The 15,366-nt window shown below is 66.3% G+C and carries 15 protein-coding genes and 1 pseudogene; 12 read left to right on the forward strand and 4 right to left on the reverse strand.

Translation table 11 applies throughout. From position 1 onward, the window contains the following. The first annotated feature begins 11 nt into the window (after window positions 1-11). The 5 genes and pseudogenes from GGQ69_RS06410 to GGQ69_RS06430 all read left to right on the forward strand — a co-directional run bounded on the left by GGQ69_RS06410 (window position 12) and on the right by GGQ69_RS06430 (window position 6,444). Complete coding sequence (locus GGQ69_RS06410) at window positions 12-965, forward strand: alpha/beta hydrolase (RefSeq protein WP_183526055.1); 954 nt, start codon at window positions 12-14, stop codon at window positions 963-965. Then, complete coding sequence (locus tag GGQ69_RS06415; protein ID WP_183526058.1) at window positions 962-1,930, forward strand: MBL fold metallo-hydrolase; 969 nt, start codon at window positions 962-964, stop codon at window positions 1,928-1,930. The genes GGQ69_RS06410 and GGQ69_RS06415 overlap by 4 nt, the downstream gene beginning before the upstream one ends. Next, window positions 1,923-3,665, forward strand: a complete 1,743-nt coding sequence (locus tag GGQ69_RS06420) for a CocE/NonD family hydrolase (RefSeq protein WP_183526061.1) — start codon at window positions 1,923-1,925, stop codon at window positions 3,663-3,665. The genes GGQ69_RS06415 and GGQ69_RS06420 overlap by 8 nt, the downstream gene beginning before the upstream one ends. A gap of 150 nt (window positions 3,666-3,815) precedes the next feature. Next, window positions 3,816-5,151, forward strand: a pseudogene (locus GGQ69_RS06425) (IS256 family transposase). A gap of 258 nt (window positions 5,152-5,409) precedes the next feature. Next, the gene (locus GGQ69_RS06430) at window positions 5,410-6,444 is read left to right on the forward strand and encodes a hypothetical protein (protein ID WP_183526064.1); all 1,035 of its coding nucleotides are present in this window, start codon (window positions 5,410-5,412) and stop codon (window positions 6,442-6,444) included. 6 nt (window positions 6,445-6,450) lie between these two features. Here the strand turns inward: GGQ69_RS06430 and GGQ69_RS06435 are convergent, their stop codons facing one another. Both GGQ69_RS06435 and GGQ69_RS06440 read right to left on the reverse strand, forming a co-directional pair. Beyond that, window positions 6,451-6,870, reverse strand: coding sequence for a DUF4259 domain-containing protein (locus GGQ69_RS06435; RefSeq protein ID WP_183526067.1), 420 nt, complete (start codon window positions 6,868-6,870; stop codon window positions 6,451-6,453). A 221-nt stretch (window positions 6,871-7,091) separates the two neighbouring features. Next, complete coding sequence (locus GGQ69_RS06440) at window positions 7,092-7,238, reverse strand: hypothetical protein (RefSeq protein WP_183526070.1); 147 nt, start codon at window positions 7,236-7,238, stop codon at window positions 7,092-7,094. Between the two features lie 168 nt (window positions 7,239-7,406). Between GGQ69_RS06440 and istA the strand changes: the two genes are divergently transcribed. The 4 genes from istA (at window position 7,407) to GGQ69_RS06460 (ending at window position 12,194) form a co-directional block, all read left to right on the forward strand. Then, window positions 7,407-9,110 carry an IS21 family transposase gene (gene istA / locus GGQ69_RS06445; protein ID WP_183526073.1) on the forward strand — a complete coding sequence of 568 codons (1,704 nt, stop codon included), beginning with the start codon at window positions 7,407-7,409 and terminating at the stop codon, window positions 9,108-9,110. Continuing rightward, window positions 9,107-9,937, forward strand: a complete 831-nt coding sequence (istB, locus tag GGQ69_RS06450) for an IS21-like element helper ATPase IstB (RefSeq protein ID WP_183526076.1) — start codon at window positions 9,107-9,109, stop codon at window positions 9,935-9,937. Before istA ends, istB begins: the two co-directional genes overlap by 4 nt. A gap of 50 nt (window positions 9,938-9,987) precedes the next feature. Then, window positions 9,988-11,171, forward strand: a protein-coding gene (locus GGQ69_RS06455) for an IS3 family transposase (protein ID WP_183523301.1) whose coding sequence is annotated in 2 segments (ribosomal slippage) — window positions 9,988-10,272 and window positions 10,275-11,171 — 1,182 coding nt in all. Because the reading frame shifts where the segments join, the coding sequence is not laid out codon by codon here. Window positions 11,172-11,642: 471 nt separating this feature from the next. After that, entirely contained in the window at window positions 11,643-12,194 is a 552-nt protein-coding gene (locus GGQ69_RS06460; protein WP_183526079.1) for a hypothetical protein, read from the forward strand. A gap of 198 nt (window positions 12,195-12,392) precedes the next feature. Here the strand turns inward: GGQ69_RS06460 and GGQ69_RS06465 are convergent, their stop codons facing one another. Next, complete coding sequence (locus GGQ69_RS06465; protein WP_183526082.1) at window positions 12,393-12,701, reverse strand: hypothetical protein; 309 nt, start codon at window positions 12,699-12,701, stop codon at window positions 12,393-12,395. A gap of 271 nt (window positions 12,702-12,972) precedes the next feature. Between GGQ69_RS06465 and GGQ69_RS06470 the strand changes: the two genes are divergently transcribed. Together GGQ69_RS06470 and GGQ69_RS06475 are read left to right on the forward strand one after the other, a co-directional pair. Beyond that, on the forward strand, window positions 12,973-13,485 hold the full coding sequence (locus tag GGQ69_RS06470) for a GNAT family N-acetyltransferase (protein WP_183526085.1): 513 nt from the start codon (window positions 12,973-12,975) through the stop codon (window positions 13,483-13,485). Beyond that, entirely contained in the window at window positions 13,485-13,931 is a 447-nt protein-coding gene (locus GGQ69_RS06475) for a hypothetical protein (RefSeq protein ID WP_183526088.1), read from the forward strand. The genes GGQ69_RS06470 and GGQ69_RS06475 overlap by 1 nt, the downstream gene beginning before the upstream one ends. A 208-nt stretch (window positions 13,932-14,139) precedes the next feature. Here GGQ69_RS06475 and GGQ69_RS06480 read toward each other — a convergent pair whose 3' ends face one another. Next, window positions 14,140-14,307, reverse strand: coding sequence for a hypothetical protein (locus tag GGQ69_RS06480; protein ID WP_183526091.1), 168 nt, complete (start codon window positions 14,305-14,307; stop codon window positions 14,140-14,142). 696 nt (window positions 14,308-15,003) lie between these two features. On the opposite strand from GGQ69_RS06480, the gene GGQ69_RS06485 reads away from it, so the two are divergent. Further along, window positions 15,004-15,309 (forward strand): hypothetical protein, encoded by a 306-nt coding sequence (locus GGQ69_RS06485; RefSeq protein ID WP_255459435.1) that lies wholly within the window; start codon window positions 15,004-15,006, stop codon window positions 15,307-15,309. Window positions 15,310-15,366: the final 57 nt, after the last annotated feature.

The raw sequence follows: 15,366 nt of genomic DNA on the forward strand, positions 1-15,366 counted from the left end.
GCGGTTCCACCATGACCCTCCATCCCCAGATCGCCCAGCTGCTGGAGACCCTGCCGCCGTTCGACCACAGCGTCCGCCCGGACCCGGCCGGCAAGCGCGCCGCGGACCAGGAGTTCGTGGCCCCGCTGGCCGAGCGCCTGCCGCTGCACGCGGTTCGGGACACGACGGCGGCCACGGCAACCGGTGAGGTGCCCGTGCGCATCTTCACGCCGGTCGAGGCCGACTCCTACGGGGTCGTCGTGTACTTCCATGGCGGCGCCTTCTTCTCCGGCGACCTTGAGACGCACGACCACGTGGCCCGTCACCTGGCCAAGGAGTCGGGCCACCAGATCGTCCTGGTGGACTTCGACCTGGCCCCGGAGGCCGCCTTCCCGAGGAGTCTGACCCAGTGCTACGGCGTGGTGCGCTGGGTCGCCGAGACCGTCGGCGACTTCGGGGATCCCGGCGGCTTGCGCTGGAACGGCCGGACCCTGGCCGTGGCCGGGGACAGCTCCGGCGGCAACTTCGTGGCCGCCGTCACCGCTATGGCTCACGACGACGGCTTCGGCAAGATCACCCACCAGGTGCTCTACTACCCCTCCGTGGACCTGGACTTCGACGAGGACCGGTACCCGTCCCTGCGGGAGAACGCCACCGGCTACGGCTTGGAGACCCCGGCCCTGAGACCGTGGAACTCGTTCTACCTGGAGTCCGGAGCGGATCCGGCCGACCCCCTGGTCTCCCCCATCAAGCGGGCGGATTTGTCCGGGCTGCCGAAGGCCCTGATCATCACCGCCGGGTTCGACCCCCTGCGGGACGAGGGCGAGCTGTACGGCCTGCGGCTGCGAGAGGCCGGGGTAGAGACCACCGTGACGCGCTTCGAACAGGCCAATCACGGCTTCGTCCAGAACTTCTTCTGGATCCCGGAGCTGCACGAGGCCTTCACCCAGACGGCCGAGTTCCTCACACAGGACGCTGGGCGATGACACGGGACGTCGCCGTCCATCCCCTGGTGTCACCCTGGGGACGCTTCGGCCTCTACAGTTTCTTCATCGACGCGCCGGAACCGGCCATCGTGGACACCGGCATCGCGTCCTCGCCCGCCGAGGGCATGGCGCCGGCCCTGGAGGCACTCGGGCGCCGGATCGAGGACGTGCGGTGGATCCTGCTGACCCACGGGCACATCGACCACATCGGTGGCGCGCGCGCCCTGTGGGAGCTCACCGGCCGACGCGCGCAGGTGGTCATCCACGAGCAGGACGCGCCGATGCTGCGTTCGCGTCAGGCCCACGTCGACGAGTACCTCGCCGGTCGCGGCGAGTACCTCCACGACCCGCAAGGCGAGGAGAAGGTGGCCGCCGCCGGGAACGCGGTCATTTCCGGCGAGATGGAACCCACGCTGCTGGTACGCGGCGGCGAGACCCTTTCTCTGGGTGGCGAGGTCACCCTGTCCGTTCACCCCATCCCGGGCCACACCCCCGGTTCGGTCGCCTATGTCCTCGACGGGCAGAACGACGCCTTCGTCGGTGACGCCGTACAGGTCCACGGCGCCGCCAACGGCTTTCCCGGATTCATGGATCCCGTCGCCTACCGCGCCAGCCTTCGGTTCCTGCGCGACGAGATCCGGCCGCGGCACCTCTACCTGGGTCACCCATACCGCCGCACGGACGGCATGGCCTACGGTGTCGAACTCGACGCGGAACAGGCCAGGGAGGCCCTGAACGAGAGCCTGGAGATCGAGGCCCGCATCGGCGAGGCCGCCTGCCGCTGCCTGGTGGCCGGACTGCGGGACACCGGTTCCCCGTACTCGCCCTTCGCGCAGGTCGCCGAGGAACTCGGTTACGACGGCGATCCCACGCTCGAGCCTTCGCCGTTCTTCACCACGCTTCACGGTCACCACACCCGATTCGCCACGAGCCCTGGACAAGAGGAGCCCCCCAGCCATGGTTGAACACCAGACGATCAATGCCGGTGGTACGCCCATCACCATCCGCAAGGACCTGCGCGTCCCCATGCGCGACGGTGTGGAACTCGTCGCCGACGCCTACGAGGGCACCGAGCAGAAGCCCCGCCCGGCCCTGGTCGCCCTGAGCCCCTACGGCAAGGAACTGCAGGCCCTGGCCCTGACCACCCCGCCGCAGCGCCGCCCCTCCCCCATGTGGGACGGATGCATCGAGGCCGGTGACATCGCCCGGATCGTCGCCGAGGACTACGTCCACGTCATCGGCGACCTACGCGGCTCCGGCGGTTCCGAGGGCGACCACATCGGCAACTACAACGCCGGCGGCGTCTCGCTGGGCCAGGACGCCTACGACTTCATCGAGTGGGTGGCCGAGCAGCCGTGGTGCGACGGCAACGTCGGCATGGTCGGCATCTCCTACTTCGGCTCCATGCAGGTCCTGGCCGCAGCCGAACGCCCCCCACACCTGAAGGCGATCTTCGTGTCCGGCGGCCACTACGACTTCTACGAGACCACCTACCACGGCGGAATCATGTGGTTCATGCCGCGGGCCGCCCGCGAGGGCCGCGGTGGCGACTCCGGCTGGGCCTTCACCGACCGGGTCAAGTCCCGCATGATCGAGGAGCACTCCCCCGCCGAGCTCAAGGAGCTGGTGACCCAGCGTCTGGAGGATCCGGACGTGGCCGCCTGGCCGAACCTGGTGCACGTGCTCAACTACCCGAAGAACCACGAGGCCTGGTTCGACATCGTCATGAACGAGCTGGACGGCCCGTGGTACCAGGAGCGCAACCCCAACGAGCTGGCGCACGCCATCGACATCCCGGTGTGGCTGCAGCTGGACCAGGGCCGCGGCTGGACCCTGGACAGCACCATCGAGGTCTTCAATGCCGTGAAGGGCCCGAAGAAACTGACCATCGGCTCCTACCCACCCATGCAGTCGCGCCCCTTCATCGAGGAGCACGACAAGATGTTCCGCTGGTATGACTACTGGCTCAAGGGCATCGACAACGGCGTCATGGATGAGCCGGCCGTGGACGTGTTCGTGGAGGGTTCCCGCCAGACGATCACCGCGGACCAGTGGCCACCCAAGGAGATCGACTGCCGGCCCCTGTACCTGCGCCCGCGGCACCGGCTCTCCGCCGAGCCGGAGACGATGGGCACCGAATACGCCCACCCGGATGGCTTCTACCAGGCCCCACTGACCGTCACCGACGACGTGCAGATCCTCAGCTGGTCCACCCCCGTCCTCGAGGAGCCGGTGGAGATGATCGGTTCCGGTGCTGCCCACCTGTTCGTGGAGATCGACCAGCCGGACACCAACCTGATCCTGCGCCTGTGGGACTATGCACCGAACGGCCGGCGTCAGTTGATCACCACTGGTTACCTCAAAGCCTCACACCGCGAACTGGACCAGGACCGCACCACCGAGGGCAACCCGGTCCACCCGCACACCCGAACCGTGCCGGTGGAGCCCGGCATGATCGAGGAGTACGTGATCCGGCTGTACCCCTTCGCCGCCTCCTTCCAGCCCGGCCACAAGCTCACCGTGGAGTTGTCCAACGCCGAACCGCTGGCCGACGAGCACAACTCGCTGCTTCCTCCGGACGCCTTCCACCTGCCGGTGGGCCGCCCGGTCATGCACAAGATCTACCGCGACGCCCAGCACCCCTCCCGACTGGTGCTGCCCTTCACCACGCACAGGACGTCGGAGATCCGAGCCAACTAGATCTTCGACAACCAATGCCTGTGGCCGTGGTGTGTGAACGCCACGGCCACAGGCATTGGCAGGCGCACGGCGAGCCGCCGGACACGTGCGGGAGTATCGCAATGACGGTGTAAGAGGCCCAACCACCCCTTTCGGGGTTGGAGGGTCGACATGGACGAGAACATCGAGACACTGGTGGGTGTGAGCCCAGCGAATCCCGGCGAGCCCCCGGACCAACCACCGGAGCAGGGGCTGGAGTCGTCTGCCGCGGAGCAGGACGCGGTCCGGGAGCTGGTGCGCCCGGCCCGGGCCAGCGGGGCCGCGCTGACCGGTCCCGACGGACTGCTCAAGCAGCTGACCAAGATGGACGTCGAGGCCGCCGAAGGCCGAGGAGATGACCGAACACCTGGGTTATGAACCGGGTGACCCCGGGGGCCGGAACGGGGCCAACTCCCGCAACGGCAAGCGGGCCAAGACGGTGATCACCGACAACGCCGGGCCGGTGCGGATCGAGGTACCCCGCGACCGGGCCGGGTCCTTCGAGCCGGTGATCGTCAAGAAGCGCCAACGCCGCCTGTCGGACCTCGACCAGGTGGTGCTCTCGCTCTCGGCCAAGGGCCTGACCACCGGGGAGATCAGCGCCCACCTGGCCGAGGTCTACGGGGCCGAGGTCTCCAAGGACACCGTCACCCGGATCACCGACCGCGTCATCGCCCAGATGCAGACCTGGTGGGCCCGCCCGCTGGAGCAGGTCTACGCGGCGATCATTTTCGATGCCATCTTCGGCCTTGGTCAGCGACGGGCAGATCCGCAACCGGTTCATCTACGCCGCGATCGGAGTCGACCTGGCCGGGCACAAGGACATCCTGGGGATGTGGGCCGGAGACGGCGACGGCGAGAGCGCCAAGTTCTGGTACGCCGTGCTCACCGACCTGAAATCCCGCGGGGTGCGGGACGTGTTCTTCGTGGTCTGCGACGGGCTCAAGGGCCTGCCGAATTCGGTGAACGCGGTGTTCCCGGCCGCGACGGTGCAGACGTGCATCATCCACCTGATCCGCAACACCTTCCGCTACGACTTCAGACGGTACTAGGACGAGTTGGCCCGGGACCTCAGACCCGTCTACACCGCCCCGAACGCTTCTGCGGCCGAGACCGCCCTGGAGGCGGTGGAGGCCAAGTGGGGCGCCCGCTACCCGGCCATTAACCGGCTGTGGCGTTCGGCCTGGGCGGAGTTCATCCCGTTCGAAGGACTACGATGTGGAGATCCGTCGGGTGATCTACTCGACCAACGCGATCGAGTCCCTCAACGTCCGGTGCCGCCGGGTGGAGAGGGCCCGGGGACACTTCCCCAACGAGCAGTCCGCGATGAAGAGGCTCTACCTCGTGGTGCGAAGCCTGGACTCCAAGGGCATGGAATAGACACGATGGGTCCCCCGGTGGAACCCGGCGCTGAACGCCTTCGTTTGTTTCCTTCGCCGACCGGATGCCGGCCGCGAAGAACCACTAGGACTGGAAACCGCCTCTTACACCGTTAGAGCGACAGTCCTAGGGCAGAGCTCAAACCGCGGAGGGGTGCTTCGTATGCCGCCCCGTCATCGGGATGGAGCACCGGACGGGTCCTACGGGATGCCCCGAGAGGGGCACTGTTCTTTGTGCAGGTCACGTGTGGGTGTGTCCGGTGGGGGTTCCATTTCCGGGATACCGTTTCCTCGAGGGGTCCTAGTCCGGAGTTGCATGGGAACGCCGTGTTTCCAGAAGAGAGAGCATGAGCGGGTCCTATTGGTTGAGGCGTAAGAAGGAGATCGTCTTCCAGGAGGTCTCATGGGCGCCCTTCGAGGATGATTCCCTGGGGTGGGTCCGGGGCATCGACGCCGACGAGGAGCCCCTGGGGCCTATCCCGGCGGGCAAGGACTTCTCCCGTCTGAAGTCCATCACCGCGAAGTGGTCCGAGGACCTGATTCCGTGGTTGTCGCTGCCCAGCCTGAAGCACGTGATGGTGTGGCGGCCCACGGCTGCGACCCTGGAGGCCCTGGACGGCACCGCGCTGACAGAACTCCGGCTGCAGCGACCCCGGATGATGCCGGCCGCGCAGCATTGGCCGCGGATGCCTCAGTTGAAGAACCTGATGCTGTACGGGTGGAAGACCGTCGATTTCAGCGACGCGAACTTTCCCGCGCTGAGGTACCTAACGATCAACGACGCCAAGATGCTCACCCACCTGAACATGCCCGCCCAGCAGACCACCTTGGAACGGGTCTGGATCGAAGGTATCCGGCAGGTCTCGGTGCCCGCCGACGTCTGGGACGTCCCGGCGCAGGACGTCATCGTCGAGGGCAAACCGGCCAGCAACCCCTGGCTCATGGAGGCCATCTGGTTGCAACCTGACGCCCCTCGCCGCGCCGGGGAGGTGACCTTCTTCGACGCCGCTATCGACCGGGCCCTCACATTGGATGCCTCCGTAGTGACCAGCGTCGAGATTCCGGACGACGACAGCCCCCTCAGGCTCTGGGCCGAGTGCACCACCCTGCCCGTCGCCGAGGCCCTCACCGCGATGGGCCACGCCTCCACGGGCCCGTTCTGGACCGAGCTGCTCCGAAGTCGCCACCCCCAACTGGCTGACCGCCTGCACCTGACCCCCACCCGGGACCGGTTCATCGCCACCGGCCCGGACTGGACGATCCAGGCCACCCGCGCGATCCTGGAACTGCTCATGGCCCAAGACAAGGCCCTGACCGGCGCCATCCATGCCCTGCAGTCCGCCGGCGTGGAAATCTCGACACCGGCCCGTAAACCGGAGTAAGGCGGCTTAGACCGTGCTCTGGGCCGTACGCCAGCGCCCGATCGCGGCGACGAACTCCTCGGCCTGGTCCTCCTCGGCCCACAGCTCGAACAGCTCGTTACCCGCGGGCTGCTGCATCCGCTCCAGCACCTGGTCAGCTTTGACGGCGAGCCGTTCCGGCAGCGGATCCGTGACGCGTGGCCAGGTTGAGAAGTCGCCTGTGTCCTCGTCGTCGAGCATCTGAGGGTTCCGCCAGGCCACCACGAGGGCGGCGGCCGCCAGGCCGATCTCCCCATCGATGGAGTCGACCCCGCCGCCGCCCAGCACGGCGTCCAAGGCCTCCTCGAGGACCGGAGTCACCTCGCCCACGGCGTGGGCGTCGTCGAACTCGAACAAGAAGTCCCCGGCGCCATCATTGCCGAAGATTGAAACGTCCCAGGCACCCATCCGGATGTACTCCTCTGCTCACGGGCAGCCCCCGTGGACGACCCTGCTGCGATTGTGGCACGCAGGTCAGGGCCAGGTCGTAGTGAAACAGCCAACGCTTGTCCTGGTCGGCGGCAGAGCTGCCGGGGCCAGGAGAACCCCGGCAGGTCTCGCTAAGCGATCTCTAATGAGACTGGGCCGTCGATTCCTGGACTCGAGCACACGGACGGGGACCGTGGTGGTCAGCCCTGAGGGGTGCCCTCGGTCGACCAGCTTTGCAGATCCGCTCTCTGCTGGAGCAGGTCGGGGTGCTCCCCGAAGCAGTCGATCAGGATGTCGACCGCCTGAATGGTCCGTTGATGACCGGCCGGGTCTATCTGGCCGGTCAACCGCAGCAGGGTGAACCCGGCTTGGCTATGACAGGTTTGGGTGGCCCCGGTAGGACGGTTATTTCTGGCCCCAGTTCGTGACTCGCCGGGTACCTGGGACGGTTATTCGTGGCCCCACCTTCAGCGTTGGATCCATCAGTGGATGGATGCGGCGGAAGGCTGGTCGGGATGGAGTCGAGAGTGGAGTTGTTCGCGCAGATCCGACGGGATGCCCGGGTCGAGGGCCTGTCGGTTCGCGCGCTGGCCACCCGGCATGGGGTCCACCGCAAAACGGTGCGACAGGCCCTGGAATCGGCGGTCCCTCCGGAGCGCAAACCACGTCAAGGGGTGGCCTGGCGGTTGGGGCCATTCAAGGCGGCGATCGATGCGATGCTCATCGAGGACACCACGGCGCCGCGCAAGCAGCGCCATACCGCCCGGCGGATCCTGGCCCGGCTGATCGAGGAGCACGGGGCGGAGGAACTGTCGTATTCCACGGTGCGGGACTACGTGCGGGTGCGTCGGGCGCAGATCGATGTGGAGGCCGGGCGCCGGGTCGAGGTGTTCATCCCGCAGGACCACGCCCCGGGCGCGGAGGCCGAGGTGGACTTCGGCGAGGTCTGGGTCGTGCTGAACGGCGTGAAAACGAAGTGCCACCTGTTCGTCTTCCGGCTCTCCCACTCGGGCAAGGCCATCCACCGGATCTACCCGACCCAGGCGCAGGAGGCCTTCTTGGAGGGCCACCTCGAGGCGTTCCAGGAGATCGGCGGGGTGCCGACCCGACACATCAGGTATGACAACTTGACCAGCGCGGTCACCGCGGTGGTGTTCGGGCAGGGCCGGCAGCGGGTGGAGAACGACCGGTGGGTGTTGTTCCGCTCCCACTACGGCTTCGACCCTTTCTACTGTCAGCCCGGTCTTGCCGGGGCGCACGAGAAGGGCGGGGTCGAGGGCGAGGTGGGCTGGTTCCGCCGCAACCGGCTCTCCCCGATGCCGGTCACCGATTCCCTGGATGAGCTCAACGACCGGATCCGGGGGTGGGAGGCCGAGGACGAGCACCGGCGCATCAACGACCGGATCCGCACTATCGGCCAGGACTTCGCCATCGAACAACCGTCCTTGTCACCGCTGCCGGCGGAGGCCTTCGACCCGGGCCTGGTGTTGACCCCGCGGGTGGACCGGTCCTCGATGATCACGGTGCGGATGGTGAAGTACTCCGTCCCGGCCCGGTTCATCGGCCGGAAGGTCCGGGTCTCGCTGCGGGCCTCGGAGCTGGTGGTGTTCGACGGCCGTACGGTGGCCGCCCGGCACCGGCGGGTCGTCGCCAAGCACGGCCAGTCGGTCCAGCTGGACCACTACCTCGAGGTCCTCAAGACCAAGCCCGGGGCCCTGCCCGGGTCCACCGCCCTGGCCCGGGCCCGGGACTCCGGGGCGTTCACCGGAGCCCACGAGGCATTCTGGGCCGCCTCCCGCCGGGTCAACGGCGACGCCGACGGCACCCGGGAGCTCATCGACGTGCTGCTGTTGCACCGCTCCATGGATGCGGCCGACATCCAGGCCGGGATCACCGCGGCCCTGAGCGTAGGCGCGGTCAGCGCCGACGTCGTGGCGGTCGAGGCCCGCCGCCACGCCACCAACACCATTCCGGGTTCCGGGGGTGGGTCCGGTTCGGACCGTCATCCCGGTGCCCGCGATGAAGTGAATGTGCACCGGGTTGTCAGCCTGACCCAGCGCCGGCTGATGGACCCGGCAGCGGTGATTGCCGGGCTCCCGCCGGACACCCGCCCGCTGCCCTCGATCAACGCCTATGACGAGCTGCTGGCCAAACGCACCGAACACTCCATCGACCACCCCACCGAGTCCGGCACCGTGCCGAAGGAGAACATCTCATGAGTCACACCGCCCCGGCCACCACCATCACCCCGACCCTGCGCCGACGCCGCGGGCTGACCGAGCAGGCCGCGGTCGCCGCCGTGGACCAGGCCTGCCGCCGGCTCCGGTTGCCCACCATCCGGGCGGTCCTGGACGAGGCCCTGGCCGTGGCCGGGAAGGAACAACTCACCTACCAGGGATTTCTGGCCGAGCTGTTGTTGGCCGAGTGCGACGACCGGGACCGGCGTTCCTCCATCCGCCGGGTCAAGGCCGCGAGCTTCCCCCGGGACAAGTGGCTCGGGGACTTCGACTTCGACGCGAACCCGAACATCAACCCCGCCACCATCCACACCCTGGCCACCGGGGACTGGATCCGCAAGGGCGCGCCCCTATGCCTTATTGGGGACTCCGGCACGGGGAAGTCTCACCTGCTCATCGGGCTCGGCACTGCCGCGGCGGAGAAGGGCTACCGGGTCAAGTACACCCTGGCTACCCGGTTGGTGAACGAACTCGTCGAGGCCGCCGACGAGAAGGTCCTGGCCAAGACCATCGCCCGCTACGGCCGGGTGGACCTGCTGTGCATCGACGAGCTCGGGTACATGGAACTGGACCGCCGCGGCGCCGAACTCCTCTTCCAGGTCCTGACCGAACGCGAGGAGAAGAACTCCATCGCGATCGCCTCCAACGAATCCTTCTCCGGCTGGACCAAGACCTTCACCGACCCCCGCCTGTGCGCCGCGATCGTGGACCGACTGACCTTCAACGGCACCATCATCGAAACCGGCACCGACTCCTACCGCCTCGCCCACACCATCGCCCAACAGGCCACGGGACTGCTGCACGAATAGGTGACATCTGATCTGTGACGCTGTGAGGCGTTGCTGGAAGGATGAACACCGTGCCCAAGCCCTATCCCCAGGAGTTCCGCGACGACGTCGTGAACGTCGTCCGCAACCGTGAAGCAGGCCAAACGATCAAGCAGATCGCCGCGGATTTCGGCATCGCCGAGTCCTGTGTGCGCAACTGGATACGCCAGGCCGAGGTCGAGGACGGCGCCCGGCCCGGAACGCCCGCAGCGGAGAACGCGGAACTGCGCGAGGCCAAGAAGCGCATCCGGTTGCTGGAGCAGGAGAACGAGGTGTTGCGCCGGGCGGCGGCCTACCTGTCGCAGGCCAACCTGCCGTCAAAAGGCTCTACCCGCTCGTGAAGGAGCTCGCCGCCGACGGTATCCCCGTCATGGTGACGTGTCGGGTCCTGAAGCTCTCCCGCCAGCCCTACTACCGCTGGCTCGCCACCCCGGTCGCCACCGCCGAACTCACCGAGGCCTACCGCGCCAACGCCCTGTTCGACGCCCACACCGATGACCGGGAGTTCGGCTACCGGTACCTGGTTGAGGAGGCCCGGGATGCCGGTGAACCGATGGCCGAGCGCACCGCCTGGCGGATCTGCTCGACCAACGGTTGGTGGTCGGCGTTCGGCAAGAAACGCGGCAAGAACGGCAAGACGCCTGGCCCTCCGGTCCACGACGACCTGTGCGCCTACCTCGACGAGCACGGCGCGACCCGTCACCGGTTCGCCGCCGACGGGCCGAACGCGTTGTGGCTGTCCGATATCACCGAACACCGCACCGCGGAGGGCAAGCTCTACCTCTGCGCGATCAAGGACGTGTACTCCAACCGGATCGTGGGCTACTCCATCAGCGACCGGATGAAGTCCCGGCTCGCGGTCGCGGCGCTCAACAACGCCGTCGCCCGCCGCGGTGACGTGGCCGGCTGCGTGGTCCACACGGACCGAGGATCTCAATTTCGAAGCCGAAAGTTCGTGCGCGCCCTGCACCGCCACGCCATGGTCGGTTCCATGGGCCGGGTCGGGGCGGCCGGGGACAACGCCGCGATGGAGAGCTTCTTCGCGCTGCTGCAGAAGAACGTCCTGGATCGTCGCCGGTGGGCCACCCGCCAGGAGCTGCGGCTCGCGATCGTCACCTGGATCGAGCGGACCTACCACCGCCGCCGCAGGCAATCATCCCTGGGCCGATTGACCCCCATCGAATACGAGACCATCATGACCACAGCTGCCGCTTAGGCAGCCTGACCCACCCTGTCACCTATCGGTGCAGCAGTCCCGACCATTGGAGCGCATACGCACGGTGCGGCCTCTCCGTCTAGGGGTGGCGCCCGTGCGCCTTTGGTCCTGCAGGAATCCAACGACGTGCCTGTGGAACGTTGAACGCGGATCGGTATACCGGGTCGACCAACGGCCGAGGATGAGCCAGGGCGACCCCTTTATAGCGCGAGTTCTCATTTGACCGTGGAAGCGTCTCACCATTCCGCATTCCACCGACCTGCCGGAGTTTGTGGTTGCTGACACAAGACAGCGCCCGTAGTCATCTATAGGTTGGCACCATGACGATGTCCGAGAATGCGCAGGTCACACTAGTCACCAGGGTAGAAATCGAGCAGCAGGGTGACGAGCACGCGCGCGAGGGGATACTCCACCCCGCGGACACCCACAGCTGGCGACTGACCGACCTGGACGCAGTCCCGTGGGTGGACCATGGTGACTAAGACTCGCTGGGCCGCCACCGCGGTCACAGCCATGCTCAGCGGCGCGATGACCGGATGCGCCGTGGCCGAGGGCACCATCGGACCGTTGGGCTTTGGGGTGGACGCCGCGATCTGGCGCACCGGAGTCCACTACTGCGTGCCGGACTCCGTTCTCCAAGAGCCGTACTTCCTCGGGGAGCGAGTCCGGAACCCCACCGGTGAGTCCATCACCCTGACCGGCATCGAGCTGGTCAACCCGGCAGGCGTCGAGCTCGTGGCCTCCGGGGTGGCCCCGGTGAACCCGGACGCCGACGGGTTCATGGCCGGCAACCGCGACCTGGCCGACCCAGAGATGCCGTGGCCGCAGCTGTCCCCCGAACCGCTGCGGTACACGGTTGGCGCCGGCGAGGAGGTCAACCTGATCGTCCAGGTCGAGGGGGACGGGTTGGCGAGGCCGGCGAGCCTGGACCGGCTCAAGCTGCGGTACAGGACAGCTGACAACTGGGAGTACACCGAGTTCTCCGGGACCGACTTCACGTGGGTGCCGACCGCCTCATGCTGACTCGTAACAGCTTTGCCTGGACGCGTGAAATGAAAATTGATCGCTAAACGGCGGTCTTCTGTGATCGCTTGATGGCGGCACCGTCCATGGGCGCAGGGATGTCCGTTAGCGGGATCCCTGTGGGGGACACGCCCTCAGGGATGGCGCCGAGTTCGTCGCGATGCTGGGCAACGGTAGGCACGGCGCCAACTGAGGAGTTCAGTCGGCATCCTCGTGAAGCAAGGAGTTGATGCTTAGGGAAGCAATCGGTGGGTGTTCTTCAAGATATGAAATTTCCAAGTCATCGACACGCCTTCCCTCATGCCACAGCATCACCAACAGTGCGGTTTGAGAAGGGTCGGAAGTCGAAGCGTCAAAAACTAAGGGATTTTCCGCTTCTGGCGGCAACGGCGGCGTCTGGGCCGCCACTGATAACTCAAAGCATTCCTCGCAGTATTCTTTGGGACGGGTTTTGCAGTCAGTGAACTGCTGGCGAAGTACTGCGGCGTAGCCCTCCGCAACTCTCACGAGCTCCGCGAGGAGTCGAGATTGAGCAGGGGTAGGGGGTCCCATTTGTGGTTCTTCCATTCAGCTAAGTGTGCCCCTGGTTCAGCGAGTTCTCGCCGGAGTTTCGGCGCCAATCGTCATCGAGGTCTGCCCCAGCCATTGGAGACCTGGTCGGTAGCTTCGACATAGGGAGGCACGCCCTAGTTCTAGCCCATTAAAGGAGCGCAAAAGCACCATCCACCTTGTGCCCGCAGGAGGATCCCTTTTCGGGCGCGTCTTGTTGAATGGGGGAATGGATATTCGCCCCTGCACCGACGCGGACCTGAGCGTGTTGTGCGCGCGCTGGAGGACGCCCGGCGGAGTCCACGAGGCACACCACGGCCGCCAGCGGGCCGGCCAGACCACCTTTCTGGTCGCGTGGCAGGATCAGGAGCCACTGGGCTCCGGAGTACTGCAGTGGGGTGGGTGCATCGGATCCAACGCCCGGGCCGCGTACCCCGAGGCGGTGGAACTGAACCACCTGCAAGTCCGCGACGCGTACCGCGGACAAGGAGTGGGCAGCGCCCTGATCACCGCCGCCGAGGCCCTCGCATCACAGACCGGCCGGCGCCAGATGGCGGTCGGCGTCGCCGATGACAACCCGGACGCCGAGCGCCTGTACCGCCGCCTGGGCTACCGCCCCACTGGGGTCGTCGACGTCAGCGAGTACGACTGGATCACCGCCGAGGGAGCCGTCCGGCATGAGACCGAACGCGATCACCTCCTGGTCAAGAACCTCGGCCCCACTATGGAGCGAGCCCGGTAATGCTCGTCATCGAACGCGTGGTCGAGCTGCTGACGGACCACTCGGTGGTCGAGGCCGACGCTGACATCCAAGAACGCGACTACTGGCTGGTCTATCTCGAGTACCGGCACATCACCGCCATCCTGATCTTCAACGGTCAATACTCCACCGAGGACCGCATCCAGCGCGGACGAGAGCCGGGATCCGTCCAAGAAGGTCCCGGTCTTTGGTATGTTCCGGACGGAACGCCGGTGGAGATCGCCTCGTTCCTGGCCGGCTGGATGATCGGCCGCGCCGGGGCGCCCCCGCAGCCTTCTCCAGTCGCCGAGCTTTCCGGATCGACACCAGGCCAGCCCGAGCCTCACGGAAGTGGGAACGTTCCCCGCCCTAGCGAGTGGTTCTCCCCGCCAGCCTTCTTCGAAGGTCAACACCGGGCCCGGCTGGACCCGGACGAGCGGAGCGGATGAACACCCAGTGCTCCCACCGCCAGTCCTTCCCGATGCACACAGTTGGACCGTCCCACGAGGCGATCCCCAAACGGATGCCACGGTACGCAGACGGTCAGATACCTTTGGGCGGATTCCAGTGATCGTTTCACCAAGGCTGTGATTGGGTTTTGGACGCTCGCGCTGCTGGTAGTCGATATAGCGTTCTGGAACAGGGAAACCTGGAGGCTCAGTAGTTCGCGTGCGGCGGGTCATCCCGTGTCTTCTTCTCGTTGTGCAACAAGAAGCCGACCCAAAAGACAGCGGCGATCAGCGCCGCAATGACGATCCCCCAGTGGTGTATGGCCAGTCCGAAAATGAAACACGTTCCAATGGGAAGCATGTAGAGCCAGAACATCAGGCGCCCTCTTTGGCGAATCGTCGTGTCACTTAGTCGTCTCATCAACGCTCTTCCTGAAGGAGGCCATACTGGGTCCTCCCAATATTGGGTACTGGCCCGGGGGCCTCAACCCCTGGTCACCGCGCTCTCATCAAGACGGCAAGCTTCTCCGACCTCAAAGCCATCCCGTAGCGGGGATCCTTCAGCGAGTCGCCGGTCTTGACTCGACCCGCAGGAGAGTCGTGGTCGACGGCGCAGATGTCGGATTTCGACTGCACATACCGACCGGTCCCATGAACCGCAGCGCACAGGGCATGAGGTGCTAACGCTTCCGGCGAGCCCTCCACTTAAGGATCGGATAGGCAAGCACTAGTCCGAGGGCGAAACCCACGCCGGGCTGCAGGTTGTCCCAGAACGACTCACCGGGGAAAAATAGCGCGTTCACCGCAGCCACTGACAGGGCAAACCCAAAGCCGACTATGCACAAGACCAGGGCCTCGATGCGTCGCTCCTGCCGCGGATTTTCCGTCATGCCAACCTCCGATGATCGCGTGCTCCCGAAGCATAAGGCCAGCAAGACGCATGTCTGAATCGGGTCGGACGTCACAGTAACTTGTTTCTCCTGAATTCCAGGATCTGGTCCGCGAACCTTCTGTCTACTACATGCCAAACGTCCCGCTAGCAGAACCCCCACCGGCCCGAGGATGGGCCAAGATGCAGTTCGCCAACGCCGTCCCGGCGAGGGATCCCCTTACGGTGCGGAGGCTCGGCCTCGGACTCCCGCGCGCTGAAACCTATGCTGGCGGCATGAGGTGGCGGAGGCGCGGGCGCCGGGTATGGATCGTGCAGCAGGACGAAATGCCTGACAACGTCGTCTTGGGGGTGTTCGACGACCCGAGCGACGCCAGTGAGTTCGCCGAAGAGATTCAGGACGAGTTTCCAGGGCATGTCATCATCGAGCAGTTCCCCATCGGCTACAAGTACACCGACGGCTCGGCACGGTACTCCGATTTCTCCTAACCATCCCTGCGCCGCAAAGAACTTCGGCAAGCCGCCCGGGGATATCCCCCCTACGTG

Source organism: Micrococcus sp. TA1, assembly GCF_014199555.1.
Taxonomy (GTDB): Bacteria; Actinomycetota; Actinomycetes; order Actinomycetales; family Micrococcaceae; genus Citricoccus.

What these genes read in the sequence shown, in the direction of transcription:
- GGQ69_RS06410 (WP_183526055.1), top strand. Translation starts at nt 12, where the DNA reads ATGACCCTCCATCCCCAGATCGCCCAGCTGCTGGAGACCCTGCCGCCG.
- GGQ69_RS06415 (WP_183526058.1), top strand. Translation starts at nt 962, where the DNA reads ATGACACGGGACGTCGCCGTCCATCCCCTGGTGTCACCCTGGGGACGC.
- GGQ69_RS06420 (WP_183526061.1), top strand. Translation starts at nt 1,923, where the DNA reads ATGGTTGAACACCAGACGATCAATGCCGGTGGTACGCCCATCACCATC.
- GGQ69_RS06430 (WP_183526064.1), top strand. Translation starts at nt 5,410, where the DNA reads ATGAGCGGGTCCTATTGGTTGAGGCGTAAGAAGGAGATCGTCTTCCAG.
- GGQ69_RS06435 (WP_183526067.1), bottom strand. Translation starts at nt 6,870, where the DNA reads ATGGGTGCCTGGGACGTTTCAATCTTCGGCAATGATGGCGCCGGGGAC.
- istA (WP_183526073.1), top strand. Translation starts at nt 7,407, where the DNA reads ATGGAGTCGAGAGTGGAGTTGTTCGCGCAGATCCGACGGGATGCCCGG.
- istB (WP_183526076.1), top strand. Translation starts at nt 9,107, where the DNA reads ATGAGTCACACCGCCCCGGCCACCACCATCACCCCGACCCTGCGCCGA.
- GGQ69_RS06460 (WP_183526079.1), top strand. Translation starts at nt 11,643, where the DNA reads ATGGTGACTAAGACTCGCTGGGCCGCCACCGCGGTCACAGCCATGCTC.
- GGQ69_RS06470 (WP_183526085.1), top strand. Translation starts at nt 12,973, where the DNA reads ATGGATATTCGCCCCTGCACCGACGCGGACCTGAGCGTGTTGTGCGCG.
- GGQ69_RS06475 (WP_183526088.1), top strand. Translation starts at nt 13,485, where the DNA reads ATGCTCGTCATCGAACGCGTGGTCGAGCTGCTGACGGACCACTCGGTG.
- GGQ69_RS06480 (WP_183526091.1), bottom strand. Translation starts at nt 14,307, where the DNA reads ATGTTCTGGCTCTACATGCTTCCCATTGGAACGTGTTTCATTTTCGGA.
- GGQ69_RS06485 (WP_255459435.1), top strand. Translation starts at nt 15,004, where the DNA reads ATGCAGTTCGCCAACGCCGTCCCGGCGAGGGATCCCCTTACGGTGCGG.